A 21,709-nucleotide genomic window follows, 5' to 3' on the forward strand; every position below is an offset into this window, starting at 1 on the left:
CAATTTTGAAACAACAAACGGCTCACGAATTATCGCTTTCACCAATAACCTCAAAAGCCCCATGAGATTATCAGAAAAAAGCCGGCCGATTGGCCGGCTTTTCGATTACATCACCAGGCGGCGAATGTCGCTCAGGGTGTTGTTGATGATGGTGATGAAACGCGCACCATCAGCCCCGTCGATCACGCGGTGGTCGAAGGACAGAGAGATTGGCATCATCAGACGCGGCACGAACTCTTTGCCATTCCACACCGGCTCCATCGCGGACTTGGACACACCGAGGATAGCCACTTCCGGCGCGTTAACAATCGGCGCGAAGTGGGTGGTCCCCAGGCCGCCGATGCTGGAGATAGTGAAGCAGCCGCCCTGCATTTCGCCGGCAGTCAGCTTACCATCACGCGCTTTCTTGGAGATGGTGGTCAGTTCACGGGACAGCTCGGTAATGCTCTTCTTGTTCACGTCCTTGAAGACCGGAACAACCAGACCATTTGGCGTATCTACCGCAACACCGATGTTGATGTATTTCTTCAGCGTCAGCTTCTGGCCGTCTTCGGACAGGGAGCTGTTGAAGCGTGGCATCTGCTCCAGAGCAGCGGCAACGGCTTTCATGATGAAGACCACTGGGGTGAATTTCACGTCCAGCTTACGCTTCTCGGCTTCGGCGTTCTGCTGTTTACGGAACGCTTCCAGATCGGTGATATCGGTCTTATCGAAGTGGGTAACGTGCGGGATCATCACCCAGTTACGGCTCAGGTTAGCACCAGAGATTTTCTGGATACGGCCCAGCTCCACTTCTTCGATTTCGCCGAACTTGCTGAAGTCCACTTTCGGCCATGGCAGCATGCCCGGGATACCGCCGCCAGCGGCTGCCGCAGGTGCAGCTTCGGCGCGTTTCACCGCGTCTTTCACGTAGGTCTGAACGTCTTCGCGCAGGATACGACCCTTACGGCCGGTGCCTTTCACTTTCGCCAGGTTCACGCCGAACTCGCGCGCCAGGCGACGGATCAGCGGAGTTGCGTGGACGTAAGCGTCGTTTTCAGCGAACTCAGATTTGCCTTCCGCTTTCGCAGCAGGGGCAGCCGCTGGTTTAGCAGCCTGAGCCGGTGCAGCAGCCGGTGCTGGAGCAGCCGCGGCAGCCGGAGCTGCGGCAGGCGCAGCGCCTTCCACTTCGAAGACCATGATAAGCGACCCGGTAGACACTTTGTCGCCGGTGCTGATTTTGATCTCTTTAACGGTACCGGCGAACGGCGCAGGCACTTCCATGGAAGCCTTGTCGCCTTCAACGGTGATCAGTGACTGTTCAGCGGCAACTTTATCGCCCACTTTCACCATCACTTCGGTGACTTCAACTTCGTCACCGCCGATGTCCGGTACGTTAACGTCTTTCGCACCGCCAGCAGCCGCTGGTGCAGCCGCCTGAGCCGGAGCAGCTTCCGCTTTCGCTGGAGCCGCAGCGCCTTCAGCGCCCGCCACTTCAAAGACCATGATCAGGGAACCAGTAGACACTTTGTCACCGGTGTTGATCTTGATCTCTTTCACGGTACCCGCGAACGGCGCCGGTACTTCCATAGAGGCTTTGTCGCCTTCTACGGTGATCAGTGACTGCTCAGCTTCAACTTTGTCGCCCACTTTCACCAGGATTTCGGTAACTTCAACTTCGTCACCGCCGATGTCAGGCACGTTAACGTCTTTCGCGCTTGCGGCAGCTGCTGGAGCAGCGGCGGCCGGAGCGGCTTCTTTCTTCTCTTCCTGCGCAGGTGCAGCAGCTGCTGCACCGTCGGCGGAATCGAAAATCATGATCAGTTTGCCGGTCTCGGTTTTATCGCCAACGGAAACTTTGATCTCCTTAACGATGCCAGCCTGAGGAGACGGGACTTCCATAGAGGCTTTGTCGCCTTCTACGGTGATCAGCGACTGTTCAGCTTCAACTTTGTCGCCCACCTTGACCAGGATCTCGGTGATTTCAACTTCATCAGCCCCGATGTCCGGTACATTGATTTCGATAGCCATTATTCTTTTACCTCTTATGCCAGACGCGGGTTAACTTTATCTGCATCGATGTTGAATTTGGTAATTGCGTCCGCAACCACTTTCTTATCGATTTCGCCACGTTTAGCCAGTTCGCCCAGTGCTGCTACCACCACGTAGGAAGCATCAACTTCGAAGTGGTGACGCAGGTTTTCGCGGCTGTCAGAACGACCGAAGCCGTCAGTACCCAGTACGCGATAATCATCAGCTGGAACGTAAGTACGAACCTGCTCAGCGAACAGTTTCATATAGTCAGTAGACGCCACCGCTGGCGCGTCGTTCATCACCTGAGCGATGTACGGAACGCGTGGGGTTTCCAGTGGGTGCAGCATGTTCCAGCGCTCACAATCCTGGCCATCACGCGCCAGTTCAGTGAAGGAGGTAACGCTGTACACGTCGGAACCGACGCCGTAGTCTTTCGCCAGGATCTGCGCTGCTTCACGAACGTGACGCAGGATAGAGCCGGAGCCCAGCAGCTGAACTTTACCTTTGCTACCTTCAATGGTTTCGAGTTTGTAGATACCTTTACGGATACCTTCCTCGGCACCTGCTGGCATTGCCGGCATGTGGTAGTTTTCGTTCAGGGTGGTGATGTAGTAGTAAATGTTCTCTTGCGCTTCGCCGTACATGCGCTGCAAGCCGTCATGCATGATGACTGCCACTTCGTACGCGTAGGACGGATCGTAAGAGATACAGTTCGGGATAGTCAGAGACTGAATATGGCTGTGGCCATCTTCGTGCTGGAGACCTTCACCGTTCAGGGTCGTACGACCAGAAGTACCACCGATCAGGAAGCCGCGAGCCTGCTGGTCGCCTGCCTGCCAGCACAGGTCACCGATACGCTGGAACCCGAACATGGAGTAGTAGATATAGAACGGGATCATCGGCAGGTTGTTGGTGCTGTAAGAGGTCGCAGCAGCCAGCCAGGATGCGCCTGCACCCAGCTCGTTGATACCTTCCTGGAGGATCTGACCTTTCTCGTCTTCTTTGTAGTAGGCAACCTGCTCACGGTCCTGCGGGGTGTACTGCTGGCCGTTCGGGCTGTAGATACCGATCTGACGGAACAGACCTTCCATACCGAAAGTACGCGCTTCGTCGGCGATGATTGGAACCAGACGATCTTTGATCGACTTGTTCTTCAGCATCACGTTCAGGGCACGAACGAAAGCGATGGTAGTGGAGATCTCTTTGTTCTGCTCTTCCAGCAGCTGAGAGAAGTCTTCCAGCGCTGGCAGTTCCAGCTTCTCGGTGAAGTTAGGCTGACGAGCAGGCAGGTAGCCTTTCAGCGCCTGACGACGTTCGTGCAGGTACTTGTGCTCTTCAGAACCTTCCGGGAAGGTGATGTAAGACAGGTTTTCTACCTGCTCATCGGTCACTGGAACGTTGAAACGGTCGCGGATGTAACGCACGCCGTCCATGTTCATTTTCTTAACCTGGTGAGCGATGTTTTTACCTTCTGCGGTATCACCCATGCCGTAACCTTTGATGGTGTGGGCCAGGATTACAGTCGCTTTACCTTTGGTTTCCTGCGCTTTTTTCAGTGCAGCGTAGACTTTCTTCGGATCGTGACCGCCACGGTTCAGGGCCCAGATCTGCTCATCAGTCCAGTCTGCAACCAGTGCTGCGGTTTCAGGGTATTTACCGAAGAAGTGTTCACGTACGTACGCACCGTCTTTGGATTTGAAGGTCTGGTAGTCGCCGTCAACGGTTTCGTTCATCAGCTGGATCAGCTTACCGCTGGTGTCTTTACGCAGCAGCTCATCCCAACGACCGCCCCACATGACTTTGATCACGTTCCAGCCAGCGCCCGCGAAGATGCCTTCCAGCTCGTTGATGATCTTGCCGTTACCGGTTACCGGACCATCCAGACGTTGCAGGTTACAGTTGATGATGAAGCACAGGTTGTCCAGCTTCTCACGGGTTGCGATGGTGATCGCACCTTTAGATTCTGGCTCATCCATTTCACCGTCGCCCAGGAAGGCGTAAACGGTCTGCTCAGAGGTGTCTTTCAGACCACGGTGTTCCAGATACTTCAGGAATTTAGCCTGGTAGATCGCACCGATTGGGCCCAGACCCATAGAAACGGTCGGGAACTGCCAGAACTCAGGCATCAGTTTAGGGTGCGGGTAAGAAGACAGACCTTTACCGTGAACTTCCTGACGGAAGTTGTTCATCTGCTCTTCAGTCAGACGACCTTCCAGGAAGGCACGCGCATAGATGCCCGGAGAGATGTGGCCCTGGAAGTACACCAGATCGCCGCCATCTTTCTCGTTAGCTGCACGGAAGAAGTGGTTGAAGCACACTTCGTAAACGGTCGCTGAAGACTGGAAGGACGCCATGTGGCCACCCAGCTCCAGGTCTTTCTTGGATGCGCGCAGAACGGTCATGATGGCGTTCCAGCGGATAGCAGAACGGATACGGCGTTCCAGATCCAGATTGCCCGGGTATTCCGGTTCGTCTTCGACGGCAATCGTGTTTACGTAGTTGTTAGCCCCTGCACCTGAAGCCACTTTCACGCCGCCTTTGCGCGCTTCTGAAAGCAGCTGATCAATCAGATACTGAGCGCGCTCAACACCTTCTTCACGGATGACCGATTCGATCGCCTGTAGCCAGTCGCGAGTTTCGATCGGATCCACGTCATTTTGGAGACGTTCTGACATGGGGGTATTCCTTATCTATCTAATACGTTGATTTGTCTGGAACCTGTCCCATTGTATTTTCCCCAGAAAACACAATAAGACAGGTTCTGCGTTTAGTTGCCGCGCTCTAAAAGTACCTGGCGCTTAATCCTTTCGTTGCTGTATGCGGCGTAATGAACGTTCGCGACGCGATTGTTCACGGCTGCGGTCCAGCAAGATTTCCTCAATGAAAGCCAGATGGCGGTGCGACGCTTCACGCGCCTGCTCCGGTTCCCCGGCCATTATCGCCTCGAATACTCGGGTGCGATGGTTGCTTACCAGCGGGAGCATCTCCCGACGGGCATACAACAATTCAAAATTCTGACGAACGTTCTGGGCCAGCATCGGCTCCATGCAGCGTAGCAGATGGAGGAGCACCACGTTGTGTGCAGCTTCGGTGACGGCAATTTGATACTGGACGACGGCGCTGGACTCGGCGTCTAAATCGCCGGACTGCTGTGCCCGTTCAATGGCCTGATGCAGCTCGCGAATACGCACGCGATCTTCATCAGTGCTGCGAAGGGCGGCGTAATAGGCCGCAATACCTTCCAGCGCGTGACGGGTCTCAAGCAGATCAAACTGGGATTCTGGGTGGTCAGAGAGAAGTTCGACCAGCGGATCGCTGAAGCTCTGCCACAGGCTGTTTTGCACAAAGGTTCCGCCACCCTGGCGACGGAGCAACAGGCCCTTTGCTTCGAGACGTTGAATCGCCTCACGCAGAGAGGGACGTGAAACGTCGAACTGTTTGGCCAGCTCGCGTTCTGGCGGGAGCTTCTCGCCCGGGCGCAGTGTCCCTTCGAGAATTAAAAACTCCAGCTGCTGCTCAATCACATCGGAAAGTTTTGGTTGGCGAATTTTGCTGTAGGCCATATTCCCTGTCTTACGCCTTTTTGCCCGGAGTCAATTGGTCTTACCAATTTCATGTTCGTATCGCTAAAGTAACAAAGTATTCACCTTCTGTCCATATTGGTTTTGATTGAAATCAGTAAACCCGGCAGATTTTAACAACCTTACAGAACTAACGTTTCAGGAATGTAACTTTGCACAAATGAAATGGTTACTCCCAAAGAGGCAGTTTTAACCATAATTAAACGAGGGTTATTGCAATCTGAAGCGATTCAACAGGGCAAAATATGAAAATTCGCCCGCTTTTGACGCATTTCTATTCTATAGGTTGGGTATGAGGGGTTAACGTACCGATTTACAATTGGTTTCTTTTTATTCAAGTCGTCTTCATCCCTTCATAAAGCAGGTGCATTCGGCTGCGCTTACCACTATTCTGGCGCTAACGGAAGCCATCTCCGCTTTTTTCGGCATCGTTAACCGTAAAGAAATAAATACAGAATATGGACTTTCATAATTACACACGCACAGCGTGAACATAACAACCACACACGAGGTTTCAAATGGAAGCTCAACAGCATGGCGATCAGCTAAAGCGCGGCCTTAAAAACCGCCATATTCAGCTCATCGCCCTGGGCGGTGCTATTGGTACTGGCCTGTTTCTGGGCAGCGCATCCGTAATCCAGTCTGCCGGTCCAGGCATTATTTTGGGTTACGCGATTGCGGGTTTCATTGCTTTTCTGATTATGCGCCAGCTGGGTGAAATGGTCGTCGAGGAGCCGGTCGCAGGCTCGTTCAGCCACTTTGCCTACAAATACTGGGGCAGCTTTGCGGGCTTCGCCTCCGGCTGGAACTACTGGGTTCTGTACGTTCTGGTTGCCATGGCCGAGCTAACCGCGGTCGGGAAGTACATTCAGTTCTGGTATCCGGAGATCCCCACCTGGGCGTCAGCCGCGGCCTTCTTCGTTATCATCAACGCCATTAACCTGACCAACGTAAAAGTGTTCGGCGAGATGGAGTTCTGGTTTGCGATTATCAAAGTCATTGCCGTGGTGGCGATGATCATCTTCGGCGGCTGGCTGCTCTTCAGCGGCAACGGCGGCCCGCAGGCCTCCGTACGCAACCTCTGGGAACAGGGTGGCTTCCTGCCGCACGGCATGACCGGCCTGGTGATGATGATGGCGATCATTATGTTCTCCTTCGGCGGTCTTGAGCTGGTGGGCATCACCGCCGCCGAAGCCGACAACCCGGAGCAGAGTATCCCGAAAGCCACTAACCAGGTTATCTACCGTATTCTGATCTTCTATGTGGGCTCCCTGGCGGTACTGCTCTCCCTGCTGCCATGGACGCGCGTCACGGCGGATACCAGCCCGTTCGTGCTGATCTTCCACGAGCTGGGCGACACCTTCGTAGCGAACGCGCTCAACGTCGTGGTGCTGACCGCCGCGCTCTCTGTTTATAACAGCTGTGTTTACTGCAACAGCCGTATGCTGTTCGGCCTGGCGCAGCAGGGCAACGCGCCGAAAGCGCTGCTTACCGTTGATAAACGTGGCGTGCCGGTTAACACCATTATCGTGTCGGCGGTCGTGACGGCGCTGTGCGTGCTGATTAACTACCTGGCCCCGGAATCGGCCTTCGGCCTGCTGATGGCGCTGGTGGTTTCCGCGCTGGTGATCAACTGGGCGATGATTAGCCTCGCGCACATCAAGTTCCGCCGTGCCAAGCAGCAGCAGGGCGTCACCACTCGCTTCCCTGCCCTGCTCTATCCGCTGGGGAACTGGGTTTGCCTGGTGTTCATGGCGGCCGTGCTGGTTATCATGCTCATCACCCCCGGCATGGCAATCTCCGTTTACCTGATCCCGGTCTGGATTGCGATCCTCGGCGTGGGCTACCTGGTGAAGCAGAAAAATGCTAAAACGGTGAAAGCGCACTAAGTGTTTTCTCGCTGCGCCCGTCCTGCCGGGCGCAGCGTCTTGTTACCTTCCTCACAAATTCACGCCAACAGCAAAATCATCCATATCACCGCCCTTATACTGCAACGCATATATTCGTTTGCCAGCGAATAATTCTCTCCATACCGAAACCCGGAGAGCTGTCGATGGATAACAACAAACTGTCAGTAAAAGAAAAGATCGGCTATGGCATGGGTGACGCCGGATGCAACATTATCTTTGGCGCCATCATGTTATTTGTTAACTATTTTTATACGGATATTTTTGGTCTTGCGCCTGCGCTGGTTGGCGTTTTGCTGCTTTCTGTACGCGTCATCGATGCCGTAACGGACCCGATCATGGGCGCGATTGCCGACCGTACCCGCAGCAAATATGGCCGGTTTCGTCCATGGCTGCTGTGGATTGCCTTCCCCTATGCGCTGTTCAGCATCCTGATGTTTACCACGCCCGACTGGAGCTATAACAGCAAGGTTATCTATGCGTTCGTCACCTATTTCCTGCTGTCGCTGACCTATACCGCCATCAACATTCCGTACTGCTCGCTCGGAGGCGTGATCACCAACGACCCGAAAGAGCGCGTTGCCTGCCAGTCCTATCGTTTTGTGATGGTCGGTATCGCCACGCTGCTGCTCTCCTTAACGCTGCTGCCGATGGCCGACTGGTTCGGCGGGGATAACAAAGCCAAAGGCTACCAGATGGCGATGACCGTGCTGGCGCTGGTGGGTACCTGCATGTTCCTGTTCTGCTTCGCCACCGTGCGCGAGCGCGTACGTCCGGCGGTGCAAACCCATGACGAGCTGAAAAATGACCTGAAGGACGTGTGGAAGAACGACCAGTGGGTGCGTATTCTGCTGCTGACGCTATGCAACGTCTGCCCGGGCTTTATCCGAATGGCGGCCACCATGTATTACGTTACCTGGGTAATGGGTCAAAGCACCCATTTTGCCACGCTGTTTATCAGCCTGGGCGTTGTCGGCATGATGTTTGGCAGCATGCTGGCGAAAGTGCTGACCGACCGCTGGTGTAAGCTGAAGGTCTTCTTCTGGACCAACATCGCGCTGGCGATCTTCTCCTGCGCCTTCTACTTCTTCGACCCGAAAGCCACCGTCACCATCGTGGTGCTCTACGTCCTGCTCAATATCCTGCACCAGATCCCCTCCCCGCTGCACTGGTCCCTGATGGCCGACGTGGACGACTACGGCGAATGGAAAACCGGGAAGCGCATCACCGGGATCAGCTTCTCCGGCAACATCTTCTTCCTCAAGCTGGGCCTGGCGATTGCCGGGGCGATGGTGGGCTTTCTGCTCTCCTGGTACGGTTACGACGCGGGGGCGAAAGCGCAGAGCGCGGATGCCATCAACGGCATCATGCTGCTCTTTACCGTCATTCCGGGCGTCGGGTATCTCATAACCGCTGGCGTGGTGCGTCTGCTGAAAGTTGACCGGGAGACGATGAAGCGGATCCAGGAAGACCTGGAGAAGCGCCGCATTAACTATCGCGAGCTGAACGAGTATCAGGAAATCAGCGCCGCTGAGACTAAATAAGGAAAGCCGAATGCAAACCTGGCCAAACCCGTTTATTGAACAACGCGCCGACCCGTACATCCTGCGCCACGATGGGCAATATTACTTTATCGCCTCCGTGCCGGAGTACGATCGGCTGGCGATCCGCCGCGCGGACTCGCTGGAAGGTTTACGCGATGCCGAAGAAGTGGTGGTCTGGCGCAAGCCTGACGCCGGCCCGATGAGCCAGCTGATCTGGGCACCCGAACTGCACCACATTGACAACAAGTGGTACATCTATTTTGCCGCCACGCATACGCAGGCGCTCGACAAGCTGGGGATGTTCCAGCACCGCATGTTTGCGCTGGCGTGCGCCGACAGCGATCCGCTTACCGGGTCGTGGGTGGAAAAAGGGCAAATCAAAACGCCTTTCGACACCTTCGCGCTGGACGCCACCACCTTTGTTCATCAGGGCAAACGCTGGTACCTGTGGGCGCAAAAAGCCCCGGATATTTCCGGTAACTCCAATCTTTACCTGTGTGAAATGGAAAATCCGTGGACGCTGAAGGGCGAACCGGTGATGCTCAGCAAGCCGGAATATGACTGGGAGTGCCGCGGGTTCTGGGTTAACGAAGGCCCGGCAGTGCTGCTCCACGGCGATAAGCTGTTCATCAGCTACTCCGCCAGCGCCACCGACGAGAACTACTGCATGGGATTACTGTGGATAGACGTGAACGCCGATCTGCAAAACCCGGCTAACTGGCAGAAATCCCCGCGCCCGGTGTTCGTCACCAGCTATGAAAACCGGCAGTATGGGCCAGGCCATAACAGCTTTACGCAGACCCCTGAGGGCGACGATGTGCTGGTCTACCACGCGCGAAACTACACTGAAATTGAAGGCGATCCGCTGTACGATCCCAATCGCCACACTCGCCTGAAGCGCGTCCGCTGGGACGAAAACGGGATGCCTGATTTCGGCATCCCGCCTGCGGATACGCTGTAACGGCTTCGGCGCGCTGGCTTAGACCAGCGTGCCGTAAATCGTCAACAGCGCCACCACCACCACCACCAAAAACGACGTTTTCTTCGCCATCGAGACGGCTGCTTTTGGCGTTTCGACTTTGTCCGCGTGCGGCTCACGCGCCAGCGAGAACTGCGCCAGGCGGGTTAACACCTGATACTGCGACGTATGGCGGTCCGCAAGGGAGGTAAACCACGCGGGCAGCGCTTTTTCGCCGTGACCGATAAGGGCATAGACCACCCCCACCAGACGCACCGGGATCCAGTCGAGCACGTGCAGAATGGCATCAATGCCGGAAAGCAAACGCTCATGCGGGGTCAGATAACGGGCAAGCCAGGTCTGCCAGGCGCGCAGGAACGCATAGCCCATCAGCAGAACCGGCCCCCACGGGCCGCCCACCACAAACCAGAACAGCGGCGCCAGGTAATAACGGAAGTTGATCCACAGCAGCGCGTTTTGCAGCTCGCGCAGGAACTCGCGTTCATCGCAGTCCGGCGGCACGCCGTGGATCATCGTCAGCTCGCTTGCCATCGCGCCGCGCGCGTGGGCATCGTCCCGTGAGGCGGCTTTCAGGTAGGCATGATAGTGCATACGCACCTTGCCCGCGCCGATGCACAGCACGCCCAGCAGGATCCACACCACCAGCAGCGGCACGTTGAAAAAGAGGCCGTAAAGCGCGCGCAGCAGCAGGAAGGTAATGACCATCACACCGGCCGTCATCAGCAGCGTGCGTAGCATGGAAAAATGCCTGATGCGGCGGAATAACACTTCCAGCCGGTGATCCAGATGCCAGTGCTCGCCGAGCTTAAACAGGCGTTCGGCGATCATAACCAGCAGCATGGTAAACAACGTCATGTTATCTCCTTATCTGACGACGTGGTAAGCATGGCGTGAAACCGGGACCAGTCAAACGCCGGGCCGGGGTCAGTTTTTCTTTCGGGGGCGATGTCGCTGTGCCCCGTAATATTGTCTGCAATAGCGGGATAAAGCCCGACTAACGTTTGCGTCACAGCAACCAGTTTCTGATATTGCGCATCGGTGTAAGGCGTGGTGTCGGTGCCTTCCAGCTCTATTCCAATGGAAAAATCGTTGCAGCGCTCGCGTCCTTTGTACATCGACACGCCCGCATGCCAGGCTCGCTTATCAAAGGGAACATACTGAACCACTTCGCCGTTACGACGGATCAGGCAGTGCGCCGATACGCGCAGGTGTGCAATCTCAGCAAAGAAAGGGTGGGCATCGGGATCTATCGTTCCAGTGAATAACGCGTCGATCCACGGACCGCCAAATTCACCCGGCGGGAGACTAATATTATGAACCACCAGCAGTGTGGGTTTTTCATCCTCCGGGCGGCAATCGTGGTGCGGCGACGGTACATGTCGCGCGTCCACCAGCCATCCGTTTTCTAACAACATGCTGGAACTCCTTATCTATGGTGCAGTTACTCGGTTCAGAGTAGCATGTTTCAATATTATGATTCGTTACCAATTTGGAGTTTTATCATGCCGCCTCGCCGCTATAACCCCGACCACCGACGTGACGCGCTTCTGGAACGTATTAATAGTGATATTCCGACAAGCGTTGCCCATGCTCTGAAAGAAGACTTGGGCGGCGACGTCAGCGCCGATAACGATATTACCGCCCAATTGTTGCCAAAAGAGACACGCTCGCACGCGGTCATCATCACCCGCGAAGACGGCGTATTTTGCGGCAAACGCTGGGTTGAGGAGGTCTTTACCCAGCTGGCGGGCGACGAGGTGCAGGTAACATGGCACGTTGACGACGGTGATGCGGTCAGTGCGAATCAGCCCCTTTTCGAGCTGGACGGTCCGTCCCGCGTCTTGCTGACCGGCGAACGCACCGCGCTCAACTTTGTGCAAACGCTCTCTGGCGTCGCCAGCGAAGTGCGCCGCTACGTTGACCTGCTGGCAGGTACCCGCACGCAGCTGCTGGACACCCGTAAAACCCTGCCGGGCCTGCGCACCGCGCTGAAATACGCCGTGCTCTGCGGCGGCGGCGCAAACCATCGTCTGGGCTTATCCGATGCCTTCCTGATCAAAGAGAACCACATTATTGCCTCCGGCTCGGTGCGCAAGGCAGTAGAAAAAGCCTTCTGGCTGCATCCGGATGTGCCGGTCGAAGTAGAAGTGGAAAATCTGGACGAGCTGGACGAGGCCATTAAGGCGGGGGCTGACATCATCATGCTTGATAACTTCGACACGGAGCAGATGCGTGAAGCGGTCAAACGCACAAACGGCCAGGCGCAGCTGGAGGTGTCCGGCAACGTGACGTTCGACACCCTCCGCGAATTTGCTGAAACCGGCGTCGACTACATCTCCGTTGGCGCGCTGACCAAGCACGTACGCGCCCTCGACCTCTCGATGCGCTTCAAATAATTTGCCCTTCCCCTCTCCGCCCGGAGGGGGGAAATACGAAACCGCTCGCAATTACGCTGTCCATCTCTGCAACGCTGAATCATTTCCCTGAAAGCCCCTTCACGTTCACGCTTTTGCCCCTCGTTTCTGCGTCCCGGCACTGCCAGAGTAGCGCCACCTAACGTAAGGAGCAGACATGAACAGACAACAAGGATTTACGCTGATTGAGCTAATGGTCGTCATTGGCATTATTGCCATCCTGAGCGCGATTGGCGTCCCGGCCTACCAGAACTACCTGCGAAAAGCGGCGCTCACCGATATGCTGCAAACGTTCATTCCCTACCGTACCGCCATTGAGCTTTGCGCCCTGGATCGTGGGGGTGTGGATCGCTGCGACGCAGGCACCAATGGAATTCCCTCTCCGACAACCACGCGTTACGTTTCGGCGATGAGCGTGGCGAAGGGGGTCGTATCGTTAACAGGGCAGGAAAGTCTTAACGGACTCGAAGTGCTGATGACGCCGATCTGGAGCGACGGTAACGGTATGACGGGCTGGACGCGCGACTGCAAAATTGCGTCCGACAGTGCGCTCAGACAAGCCTGTGAAGATGTTTTCCGCTTCGACACCAACTGACAGGAGTGGGCAATGAATACCGAACAGCTTATGACGCTCTGTCAGCGCCATCATGCACTGCTGCTCGCAAGCGACACCGACACGATCAGCATTGCGGTGGTGGGTAACCCTGCCTCTGAGCTGATGGAGGCGTTACGCTTCGCCACACAAAAGCGCATTGATATCGAGTGCTGGACGACCGAGCGGATGGAAAAACGGCTACAGCCCGTCTCATTATCACATCTGCCGGGCATAGCGCCGAACTCAGCCGCAGATGTGCTCAACACAACGTTGCAGCAGGCAGTAAACCAGCGGGCCTCCGATATCCATATTGAACCGACGGACAACGGCTACCAGATCCGGTTGCGAATTGACGGCGTTCTCTACCCGCAGCCGCCGATCCCTGCCGCCCTCGGGACGACGCTTGCCGCACGCCTGAAGGTGCTGGGCCAGCTGGATATTGCAGAGCGTCGCCTGCCGCAGGACGGTCAGTTTACGGTGGAGCTGGCAAGCGTCCCCGTCTCTTTTCGTATCGCAACCCTTCCCTGTAGCGGTGGAGAAAAAATCGTGCTCCGCCTGCTTCATCAGGTACAGCAAGCTCTGGAGCTTGAACAGCTGGGAATGAGCGCAGACCAGCAGGCCCGTTTTGCCGGAGTGCTTAACAGCCCTCAGGGTTTAATTCTGGTCACCGGCCCAACCGGTAGCGGGAAAACGGTGACGCTGTACAGCGCGTTGCAGGCCCGGAATACCCCTGACGTCAATATTTGCAGCGTGGAAGATCCGGTGGAAATTCCCCTTGCAGGCTTAAACCAGACGCAGATTAATCCGCGCGCGGGGCTGACCTTTCAGAGCGTGCTGCGCGCGCTGCTCAGGCAGGATCCTGACATCATTATGGTGGGTGAAATTCGCGACGGCGAAACGGCAGAAATTGCGATTAAGGCCGCGCAAACCGGGCATCTGGTGCTGTCCACCCTTCATACTAACTCGACGACTGAAACGCTGGTCAGGCTGCAACAGATGGGCGTCGCACGCTGGATGATCTCCTCGGCGCTCTCGATGGTAATTGCCCAGCGGCTGGTACGCCGTTTATGTCCGTACTGCCGGCAGGAAACCAGCCGCCACGCCGAACTGCCGCGCACGCTGTGGCCCCGTCCGCTTCCTCGCTGGCAACCCACCGGCTGCGATCGCTGCTATCACGGTTTTTACGGTCGCGTAGCCATTTTTGAAGTGCTGGTCATTGACGATGCGCTCCGTCAGGCCATTGCCAGCGGAGCAAGTACGGAGGTGATCGGCTCCAGCGCACGACAGGCGGGAATGGCCTCTTTGTTTGAGCATGGCTGCATGGCCGTGGAGCAAGGGCTGACCACGCTCGAAGAGCTGTTGCGCGTACTGGGAATGCCCGATGGCTGCTAATTCGCTCTGGCGCTGGCGTGCTCTTACCACCGAGGGGGACGTGCAAACGGGCACCCTCTGGGCCATCGACCGTGACGCAGCTTTCACCGCACTGATGCTTAAACAGCTGCACCCGCTGGCGCTCAAGCGCTGTCAGGGACGCCACCGATGGCAGGTGCAGCACTGCTACGAGATTTTTCGCCAGCTCGCCACGCTGTTACAGGCCGGACTCACGCTGTCCCAAAGCCTGCAAATGCTGGCGGAACAGCATCCTTTGAAACAGTGGCAGGCGCTGCTGCACAGTCTTGCTGATGACCTCAGTGAAGGCTGCGCCCTGTCAGAGGCCATGAAGAAATGGCCTGAGGTGTTCAGTCCCCTGTATGTCTCCATGGTGAAAACGGGTGAGCTGACGGGAAAGCTCGAAGCGTGCTGCCGTCAGCTTGCGCAGCAGCAGAAATCCCAGCAGCAGCTCAATGCAAAGGTAAAGAAAGCGCTGCGCTATCCAACGATCATTTTGACGCTGGCCGTTTTCGTGGTGCTGGCTATGGTCACGCTGGTGTTGCCCGAGTTTGCTGCAATCTACAAAACGTTTAACACCCCGCTCCCTTTGCTCACGCAGGCAGTCATGGGGCTGGCGGCCTTTGTTCAGACGCATATTCTTACCCTTGTCGCCCTGCTCATCATATTGGCTATCATCGCCTGTAAACTGCGGCGGCACCCACGCTGGCAGTATGTCTTGTTACACGTACCGGTAATGGGCACGCTGACGCGCGGGCAAAAGCTGGGACAAATTTTTACCGTGCTGTCATTAACCCAGCAGGCCGGCATTACCTTTTTACAAGGGCTGGAAAGCGCGGAGGAGATCGTTGAGCGTGGCTACTGGCAGGAAAAACTCCGCGCGATACGCAGCGATATCGAACAGGGCATGCCCGTGTGGTCCTCCTTTCAGAAGGCCTCTGTTTTTACGCCACTGTGTATTCAGCTCATTCGCACCGGCGAAATATCGGGTTCGCTGGATGTAATGCTGATGAATCTGGCCCGTCACCATACGGAGCAGACATTTCAGCAGGCAGACAATCTGGCGGCGCTGCTTGAGCCTCTGTTACTTGTCGTGACGGGACTGATTATCGGCACGCTGGTGGTGGCGATGTATCTGCCGATTTTTCATCTGGGGGATGCAATGAGCGTGGGGTAACGCTGGCGCACGGACGCGCGCCAGCCGTAGCCGTCAGAGGCTATTAAATACGCGGTTTTCCTGCTCCTGAACGCGGATAAACGTCGTGCGTTTAGTCAGCTCTTTCAGGCGGGAAGCCCCAACGTAGGTACAGGCGGAGCGCAGACCGCCGAGAATATCGCGCGCCGTGTTCTCGACCGGGCCACGCAGCGGCAGCTTAACGGTTTTGCCTTCCGCCGCACGGTATTTGGCTACGCCACCCACGTGACGGGTCATCGCAGATTCAGAGCTCATGCCGTAGAACAGCATGAATTTCTCGCCGTTCTCTTCCACTACGGTACCGCCGCTCTCTTCGTGGCCTGCCAGCATGCCGCCGAGCATCACGAAGTCTGCGCCGCCGCCAAAGGCTTTCGCGACATCGCCCGGCATAGTGCAGCCACCGTCGCTGATGATTTGGCCGCCCAGACCGTGCGCGGCGTCAGCGCATTCAATGACCGCAGACAGTTGCGGATAACCCACACCGGTTTTCACGCGCGTGGTGCATACGGACCCCGGGCCAATGCCCACTTTCACAATGTCGGCACCGGAGAGAATCAGCTCTTCACACATTTCTCCGGTCACCACGTTGCCCGCGATGATGGTTTTGGTTGGCCAGGCTTCACGCGCCTTGCTGACGAACTGGACGAAATGCTCGGAATACCCGTTTGCCACGTCAATGCAGACAAAATTCAACGCAGGATTCGCGTTCAGGATCTGTTTGGTTTTCTCGAAGTCGGCATCAGACGTACCGGTCGAGACCATCACATGCTTCACCACGTCAGCGGAGGCGGAGGCGACAAACGCATTCCACTCCTCAGGGCTGTAGTGTTTGTGTACCGCAGTAAGGATGTCGAATTGCGCCAGTGCGGTCGCCATCTCGAAGGTCCCGACCGTGTCCATGTTGGCCGCGATAATCGGCACGCCAGACCACGTCTGACCGGAATGCTTAAAGGTGAATTGACGTTCAAGTTCAACGTCTGAGCGACTTTTCAGTGTAGAGCGTTTAGGGCGGATAAGAACGTCTTTGAAACCTAACTTCAGATCTTCTTCGATACGCATGTGCGGATTCCTGGGGTTAGAGGCAAATTTATTAAAAGCACAACTCCAGTGACGCTATCATACGCACTAATACCTGCTCCGCAAGACTGCGAAATTCTCTTTTTTTACGCTACAATCCTATAAATTTACCTGGTAAAAAGCGGGTAAAGAGAGCTAAACATTGGCTGTTGTAAGTTTGAATTTTAAGCAACTGATTTTAAAAATGAATAATTCCCAGGATCCGATTTAATGGGGTATATCGTCGCATTAACCGGCGGCATCGGTAGTGGTAAAAGCACCGTTGCGCAGGCGTTTGCTCGTCTCGGCATCACGATTATCGACGCCGACATCATTGCCCGTCAGGTGGTAGAACCCAATACACCCGCCTTAAACGCCATCGAAGCGCATTTTGGTCGCAGCGTTATACAGGCTGACGGCACCCTGAATCGTCGGCAGCTGCGCGAGTGCATATTTTCCGATCCAGCGGAAAAAGCTTGGCTTAATGCCCTGCTCCACCCCATTATCCACCAGGAAACCCAGCGTCAAATTGCCGCAGCCCGTTCGCCCTATGTGTTGTGGGTGGTCCCGTTACTGGTTGAAAATCAGCTTCAGAATAAAGCAGACAGAACGCTGGTGATTGACGTTTCCCGCGAAACGCAAATCCAGAGAACCATGGCGCGTGACCACGTTTCACGCGAGCATGCTGAACAAATTCTTGCCGCACAGGCCACGCGCGAAGCGCGCCTCGCCGTTGCGGATGATGTTATTGATAATAACGGCGCACCAGATGCCATTGCATCGGATGTTGCTCGTCTGCACGCGCAGTATCTGACCTTCGCCGCGCAGGCCGTTGCACAGGAAAAACCATAATGTCGACTCATATCCTTTTTGAGCACCCGCTTAACGAAAAAATGCGTACCTGGCTACGCATAGAATTCCTTATTCAACAGCTTTCACAACATCTGCCCGTCAACGATCACGCCACCGCGCTGCATTTTTTCCGCAACGTGGGCGATCTGCTGGATGTGATTGAACGCGGCGATGTCCGCACGGAGCTGTTGAAAGAGCTGGAGCGCCAGCAGCGCAAATTGCAGGCCTGGGCCGAAGTGCCGGGCGTCGATCAAAGTCGCATCGACGCTCTACGTCAGCAATTGAAAAACAGCAGCACTACGCTGATGGCTGCGCCGCGCGTTGGGCAGTTTTTACGAGAGGACCGTCTCATTGCGCTGGTGCGCCAGCGCCTGAGCATACCGGGCGGGTGCTGTAGCTTTGACCTGCCAACGCTGCATATGTGGTTGCACATGCCGCAGGAGCAGCGCGATCGTCAGGTAAACAGCTGGCTGGGCAGCCTGGAGCCGATGAATCAGACGTTATCGCTGATCCTCGATCTTGTGCGTAACTCCGCCCCGTTCCGCAAGCAAACCAGTCTCAACGGTTTCTATCAGGATAACGGCGACGACGCCGATCTTCTGCGTCTGAATCTGGCTCTTGGCGAGCAGCTTTACCCGCAAATTTCCGGGCATAAAAGCCGTTTCGCGATCCGCTTCATGCCGCTGGACAGTGAACATGGCACCGTGCCGGAACGCCTCGATTTTGAACTGGCCTGTTGTTAAGGAGTGCCGATGTCTGACGTAACCACCGTAAACTGCCCAACCTGTGGGAAAACTGTCGTCTGGGGAGAAGTGAGCCCGTTTCGCCCGTTCTGCTGCAAGCGCTGTCAGCTTATAGACCTGGGCGAATGGGCGGCGGAAGAGAAACGCATTCCCAGCGAAGGCGATCTCTCCGATAGCGATGACTGGAGCGAGAACCAGCAGTAAGCTCTGAAGCCTGCTGGCGCTTCGCTTAGCAGGCCTACAGGTTGCCCGTTAGCCGGAATATGACGGGCGCATTTGCCGGAGGAAATTTTTCGGCATCACTCGCGTGAAGCGTAACCCAGCCCCCCGGTTGCCCCTCTTTGCCCCACGGTTCACCTTCCCAGCTTTCCACCAGCCAGAACCACAGCGTGATGTGCCTGTCCGGAAACTGGTATTCCAGCTTATCAAACAGCGTTGCGCCAAGCGGAGTAATGCCGACCTCTTCCTGAAGCTCGCGCACCAGCGCCTGCTCCGGTGTTTCACCGGATTCAATTTTCCCGCCCGGAAATTCCCATTTGTTCGCCATGTGCGCATCGGCGGCGCGTTGGGTTATGAAGATCTGATTTTGCGGGTTGCGAATGATCCCGACAGCAATTTGCAGTGTTTTCATCTTGTCACGTCCATAAAAAAGGCGCAGAAGTCTGCGCCTTTTCGAGTGGTTATGTCTTAGCTCAGGCGGCCGTGGCACGCCTTGTATTTTTTGCCGGAACCGCATGGGCACGGATCGTTACGACCGACCTTACGATCGCCCGTCTGCGCGGCGATTGCCGCTGCGGCTTCGCTTTCATCGGTCTGGTGGCTCAGCTGCTGCATCTGCGCCAGACGCTCAGCTTCTTCACGGCGCTGCTGCTCCATCGCTTCCACCTCTTCCGGCATACGCACCTGAACTTTGCTCAGGGTGCTGATGACTTCATACTTCAGCGATTCCAGCATGGCAGCAAACATGGCGAAGGATTCACGCTTGTACTCCTGCTTCGGATCTTTCTGCGCATAACCACGCAGGTGGATACCCTGACGCAGGTAGTCCATTGCCGCCAGGTGCTCTTTCCACAGGGAATCCAGCGTCTGCAACATAACGCCTTTTTCGAAGTGACGCATCATCTCAGCGCCAACCACTTCTTCTTTACGCTTGTAGACGTCCAGCGCGGTTTCGTAGATACGCTCGCGCAGCGTCTCTTCGTGCAGCTCAGGCTCTTTGTCCAGCCACTCTTTGATTGGCAGCTCGAGGTCGAAGTCATTTTTCAGACGTTCCTGCAAGCCTTCGATATCCCACATCTCTTCCAGAGACTGCGGCGGAATGTGCGCGTCGATAGTGGCTTTGAACACATCTTCACGAATGCTGTTGATGGTTTCGCTCACGTCAGACACGTCCAGCAGTTCGTTACGCTGGGTGTAGATCGCACGACGCTGGTCGTTGGCCACGTCATCATATTCCAGCAGCTGCTTACGAATATCGAAGTTGCGGCTTTCCACTTTACGCTGGGCGTTAGCGATCGCTTTAGTCACCCACGGGTGCTCAATGGCTTCACCAGGCTTCATGCCCAGTTTACGCATCATGCCGGACACGCGGTCAGAGGCGAAAATACGCATCAGCGCATCTTCCATAGACAGGTAGAAGCGGGAAGAACCGGCATCACCCTGACGGCCCGCACGGCCACGCAGCTGGTTATCGATACGACGAGATTCGTGTCGCTCGGTACCAATGATGTGCAGACCACCGGATGCCAGCACCGCGTCGTGACGCACCTGCCAGTCGGCTTTGATCTGCGCGATCTGCTCTGGCGTTGGGTTTTCCAGCTCCGCGACTTCGGCCTGCCAGCTACCACCGAGCATAATATCGGTACCACGACCCGCCATGTTGGTGGCAATGGTCACGGCAGCCGGATAACCCGCCTGAGCTACGATATCCGCTTCTTTTGCGTGGAACTTAGCGTTCAGTACGTTGTGTTTAATGCCCGCTTTGGTCAGCTCGTTAGACACCACTTCGGATTTCTCGATGGAGATGGTCCCCACCAGAACCGGCTGCCCCTTCGCAGTGCGATCGCGAATATCTTCGATGATCGCCTGAATTTTTTCCGCTTCGGTCATGTACACCAGGTCCGGCATGTCCTTACGGATCATTGGACGGTTGGTTGGCACCACCACGGTATCCAGCTTGTAGATAGAGCTGAATTCAAACGCTTCGGTATCTGCGGTACCGGTCATCCCCGCCAGCTTCTCGTACAGACGGAAGTAGTTCTGGAAGGTGATGGATGCCAGCGTCTGGTTTTCGTTTTGAATGTCCACGCCTTCTTTCGCTTCCACGGCCTGGTGCAGGCCATCGGACCAGCGACGGCCCTGCATGGTACGACCGGTATGTTCATCGACGATGATGACTTCACCGTCTTTCACGATGTAGTCAACGTCGCGGGTGAACAGCGCGTGCGCGCGCAGTGCGGCGGTCACGTGGTGCATCAGCATGATGTTGCTCGGGGAATACAGGGACTCGCCCTCTTCCATAATGCCTTCAGCCACCAGCAGCTCTTCAATTTTCACCAGACCGCGTTCGGTCAGGTTCACCTGGCGCGCTTTTTCATCCACGGAGAAGTGACCTTCACCCTGGAAGGTATCGGAGTCTTCTTTCTCCTGACGCAGCAGATGTGGAATGATTTTGTCGACTTTACGGTACATCTCGGAGCTGTCTTCGGCCGGGCCGGAGATGATCAGCGGGGTACGCGCTTCATCGATCAGAATGGAGTCAACCTCATCCACCAGCGCATAGTGCAGCTTACGCTGGACGCGCTCTTCCGGGCTGAACGCCATGTTGTCGCGCAGGTAGTCGAAGCCGTATTCGTTGTTCGTTCCGTAAGTAATATCCGCGTTATAGGCTTCACGCTTGGCAGGTGCTGGCAGGCCGGACATGTTAATGCCGACGGTCATGCCGAGGAATTCGAACAGTGGACGGTTGTTTTCGGCGTCACGCTGCGCCAGGTAGTCGTTGACGGTAACAACGTGAACGCCTTTCCCGGTCAGCGCGTTCAGGTAGGCCGGCAGCGTAGCGGTCAGGGTTTTACCTTCACCGGTACGCATTTCGGCGATGCAGCGCTCGTTGAGCACCATGCCGCCCAGCAGCTGTACGTCGAAGTGACGCATGCCAAACACACGCTTACTCGCCTCACGAACGACGGCAAAGGCTTCCGGGATCAGGCTTTCTAAGGTTTCGCCTTTTTCCAGGCGCGCGCGGAACTCCGCAGTTTTCGCCTTCAGCTCATCATCAGAGAGCTTCTCCATCGCCGGTTCCATACCGTTGATGACGTTTACAGCTTTGCGCATACGGCGCAGGGTACGATCGTTACGACTACCAAAAACTTTGGTTAATAATTTGATTAGCATAATAAATTCTCAAACGCCCCAGACGGGCAGATAAATTAAGGTATTGAA

At 55.9% G+C, this 21,709-nt stretch carries 18 protein-coding genes; 10 read left to right on the forward strand and 8 right to left on the reverse strand.

Annotation, left to right across the window (positions count from 1 at the left end):
• Window positions 1–105 precede the first annotated feature (105 nt).
• From aceF to pdhR, 3 genes are all read right to left on the reverse strand, one after another.
• Window positions 106–2,010 (reverse strand): pyruvate dehydrogenase complex dihydrolipoyllysine-residue acetyltransferase, encoded by a 1,905-nt coding sequence (gene aceF, locus N5C09_RS14370; protein ID WP_279749275.1) that lies wholly within the window; start codon window positions 2,008–2,010, stop codon window positions 106–108.
• Between the two features lie 14 nt (window positions 2,011–2,024).
• On the reverse strand, window positions 2,025–4,688 hold the full coding sequence (aceE, locus tag N5C09_RS14375; RefSeq protein ID WP_063867468.1) for a pyruvate dehydrogenase (acetyl-transferring), homodimeric type: 2,664 nt from the start codon (window positions 4,686–4,688) through the stop codon (window positions 2,025–2,027).
• Between the two features lie 123 nt (window positions 4,689–4,811).
• Complete coding sequence (pdhR, locus tag N5C09_RS14380; protein ID WP_006173806.1) at window positions 4,812–5,576, reverse strand: pyruvate dehydrogenase complex transcriptional repressor PdhR; 765 nt, start codon at window positions 5,574–5,576, stop codon at window positions 4,812–4,814.
• Between the two features lie 536 nt (window positions 5,577–6,112).
• Between pdhR and aroP the strand changes: the two genes are divergently transcribed.
• From aroP to N5C09_RS14395, 3 genes are all read left to right on the forward strand, one after another.
• Window positions 6,113–7,483, forward strand: coding sequence for an aromatic amino acid transporter AroP (aroP, locus tag N5C09_RS14385; protein WP_279749276.1), 1,371 nt, complete (start codon window positions 6,113–6,115; stop codon window positions 7,481–7,483).
• Between the two features lie 164 nt (window positions 7,484–7,647).
• Entirely contained in the window at window positions 7,648–9,045 is a 1,398-nt protein-coding gene (locus tag N5C09_RS14390; protein ID WP_063867466.1) for an MFS transporter, read from the forward strand.
• 10 nt (window positions 9,046–9,055) lie between these two features.
• Complete coding sequence (locus tag N5C09_RS14395; RefSeq protein WP_279749277.1) at window positions 9,056–10,006, forward strand: family 43 glycosylhydrolase; 951 nt, start codon at window positions 9,056–9,058, stop codon at window positions 10,004–10,006.
• A gap of 18 nt (window positions 10,007–10,024) precedes the next feature.
• On the opposite strand, the gene ampE is transcribed toward N5C09_RS14395, so the two are convergent.
• Window positions 10,025–10,879: a beta-lactamase regulator AmpE gene (gene ampE, locus N5C09_RS14400; RefSeq protein ID WP_279749278.1), complete on the reverse strand. Its 855-nt coding sequence runs from the start codon at window positions 10,877–10,879 to the stop codon at window positions 10,025–10,027.
• The gene (ampD, locus tag N5C09_RS14405) at window positions 10,876–11,439 is read right to left on the reverse strand and encodes a 1,6-anhydro-N-acetylmuramyl-L-alanine amidase AmpD (protein ID WP_279749279.1); all 564 of its coding nucleotides are present in this window, start codon (window positions 11,437–11,439) and stop codon (window positions 10,876–10,878) included. The genes ampE and ampD overlap by 4 nt, the downstream gene beginning before the upstream one ends.
• A gap of 87 nt (window positions 11,440–11,526) precedes the next feature.
• Here ampD and nadC point away from each other — a divergent pair, with 87 nt between their 5' ends.
• The 4 genes from nadC to hofC all read left to right on the forward strand — a co-directional run bounded on the left by nadC (window position 11,527) and on the right by hofC (window position 15,599).
• Window positions 11,527–12,420, forward strand: coding sequence for a carboxylating nicotinate-nucleotide diphosphorylase (gene nadC / locus N5C09_RS14410; RefSeq protein ID WP_102750019.1), 894 nt, complete (start codon window positions 11,527–11,529; stop codon window positions 12,418–12,420).
• A gap of 175 nt (window positions 12,421–12,595) precedes the next feature.
• Window positions 12,596–13,033, forward strand: coding sequence for a prepilin peptidase-dependent pilin (gene ppdD, locus N5C09_RS14415; RefSeq protein WP_131636677.1), 438 nt, complete (start codon window positions 12,596–12,598; stop codon window positions 13,031–13,033).
• A gap of 12 nt (window positions 13,034–13,045) precedes the next feature.
• Complete coding sequence (gene gspE / locus N5C09_RS14420; protein ID WP_279749280.1) at window positions 13,046–14,425, forward strand: type II secretion system protein GspE; 1,380 nt, start codon at window positions 13,046–13,048, stop codon at window positions 14,423–14,425.
• Window positions 14,415–15,599: a protein transport protein HofC gene (hofC, locus tag N5C09_RS14425; protein ID WP_279749281.1), complete on the forward strand. Its 1,185-nt coding sequence runs from the start codon at window positions 14,415–14,417 to the stop codon at window positions 15,597–15,599. Before gspE ends, hofC begins: the two co-directional genes overlap by 11 nt.
• 33 nt (window positions 15,600–15,632) lie before the next feature.
• Here hofC and N5C09_RS14430 read toward each other — a convergent pair whose 3' ends face one another.
• A complete protein-coding gene (locus N5C09_RS14430; protein ID WP_022647054.1) occupies window positions 15,633–16,676 on the reverse strand; it encodes a GMP reductase in 1,044 nt (347 codons plus the stop codon).
• 228 nt (window positions 16,677–16,904) lie between these two features.
• Here N5C09_RS14430 and coaE point away from each other — a divergent pair, with 228 nt between their 5' ends.
• Genes coaE through yacG form a run of 3 tightly spaced genes read left to right on the forward strand, consistent with a single transcriptional unit; the run spans window position 16,905 to window position 18,472 of the window.
• On the forward strand, window positions 16,905–17,525 hold the full coding sequence (gene coaE, locus N5C09_RS14435; RefSeq protein WP_063450649.1) for a dephospho-CoA kinase: 621 nt from the start codon (window positions 16,905–16,907) through the stop codon (window positions 17,523–17,525).
• Window positions 17,525–18,268, forward strand: coding sequence for a cell division protein ZapD (gene zapD / locus N5C09_RS14440; protein ID WP_063450650.1), 744 nt, complete (start codon window positions 17,525–17,527; stop codon window positions 18,266–18,268). Before coaE ends, zapD begins: the two co-directional genes overlap by 1 nt.
• A gap of 9 nt (window positions 18,269–18,277) precedes the next feature.
• Window positions 18,278–18,472, forward strand: coding sequence for a DNA gyrase inhibitor YacG (yacG, locus tag N5C09_RS14445; protein ID WP_003856332.1), 195 nt, complete (start codon window positions 18,278–18,280; stop codon window positions 18,470–18,472).
• Window positions 18,473–18,506: 34 nt separating this feature from the next.
• Here yacG and mutT read toward each other — a convergent pair whose 3' ends face one another.
• Window positions 18,507–18,899 (reverse strand): 8-oxo-dGTP diphosphatase MutT, encoded by a 393-nt coding sequence (gene mutT, locus N5C09_RS14450; protein ID WP_279749282.1) that lies wholly within the window; start codon window positions 18,897–18,899, stop codon window positions 18,507–18,509.
• Window positions 18,900–18,955: 56 nt separating this feature from the next.
• Window positions 18,956–21,661, reverse strand: a complete 2,706-nt coding sequence (gene secA, locus N5C09_RS14455; protein ID WP_063450652.1) for a preprotein translocase subunit SecA — start codon at window positions 21,659–21,661, stop codon at window positions 18,956–18,958.
• Window positions 21,662–21,709 lie beyond the last annotated feature (48 nt).

It is taken from the genome of Enterobacter sp. GD03975 (assembly GCF_029838645.1).
GTDB classification, from domain to species: Bacteria; Pseudomonadota; Gammaproteobacteria; order Enterobacterales; family Enterobacteriaceae; genus Enterobacter; species Enterobacter quasihormaechei.

Bases quoted from the DNA above. Each gene is read 5' to 3' on its own strand.
- aceF (WP_279749275.1), bottom strand. From the start codon at position 2,010: ATGGCTATCGAAATCAATGTACCGGACATCGGGGCTGATGAAGTTGAA.
- aceE (WP_063867468.1), bottom strand. From the start codon at position 4,688: ATGTCAGAACGTCTCCAAAATGACGTGGATCCGATCGAAACTCGCGAC.
- pdhR (WP_006173806.1), bottom strand. From the start codon at position 5,576: ATGGCCTACAGCAAAATTCGCCAACCAAAACTTTCCGATGTGATTGAG.
- aroP (WP_279749276.1), top strand. From the start codon at position 6,113: ATGGAAGCTCAACAGCATGGCGATCAGCTAAAGCGCGGCCTTAAAAAC.
- N5C09_RS14390 (WP_063867466.1), top strand. From the start codon at position 7,648: ATGGATAACAACAAACTGTCAGTAAAAGAAAAGATCGGCTATGGCATG.
- N5C09_RS14395 (WP_279749277.1), top strand. From the start codon at position 9,056: ATGCAAACCTGGCCAAACCCGTTTATTGAACAACGCGCCGACCCGTAC.
- ampE (WP_279749278.1), bottom strand. From the start codon at position 10,879: ATGACGTTGTTTACCATGCTGCTGGTTATGATCGCCGAACGCCTGTTT.
- ampD (WP_279749279.1), bottom strand. From the start codon at position 11,439: ATGTTGTTAGAAAACGGATGGCTGGTGGACGCGCGACATGTACCGTCG.
- nadC (WP_102750019.1), top strand. From the start codon at position 11,527: ATGCCGCCTCGCCGCTATAACCCCGACCACCGACGTGACGCGCTTCTG.
- ppdD (WP_131636677.1), top strand. From the start codon at position 12,596: ATGAACAGACAACAAGGATTTACGCTGATTGAGCTAATGGTCGTCATT.
- gspE (WP_279749280.1), top strand. From the start codon at position 13,046: ATGAATACCGAACAGCTTATGACGCTCTGTCAGCGCCATCATGCACTG.
- hofC (WP_279749281.1), top strand. From the start codon at position 14,415: ATGGCTGCTAATTCGCTCTGGCGCTGGCGTGCTCTTACCACCGAGGGG.
- N5C09_RS14430 (WP_022647054.1), bottom strand. From the start codon at position 16,676: ATGCGTATCGAAGAAGATCTGAAGTTAGGTTTCAAAGACGTTCTTATC.
- coaE (WP_063450649.1), top strand. From the start codon at position 16,905: ATGGGGTATATCGTCGCATTAACCGGCGGCATCGGTAGTGGTAAAAGC.
- zapD (WP_063450650.1), top strand. From the start codon at position 17,525: ATGTCGACTCATATCCTTTTTGAGCACCCGCTTAACGAAAAAATGCGT.
- yacG (WP_003856332.1), top strand. From the start codon at position 18,278: ATGTCTGACGTAACCACCGTAAACTGCCCAACCTGTGGGAAAACTGTC.
- mutT (WP_279749282.1), bottom strand. From the start codon at position 18,899: ATGAAAACACTGCAAATTGCTGTCGGGATCATTCGCAACCCGCAAAAT.
- secA (WP_063450652.1), bottom strand. From the start codon at position 21,661: ATGCTAATCAAATTATTAACCAAAGTTTTTGGTAGTCGTAACGATCGT.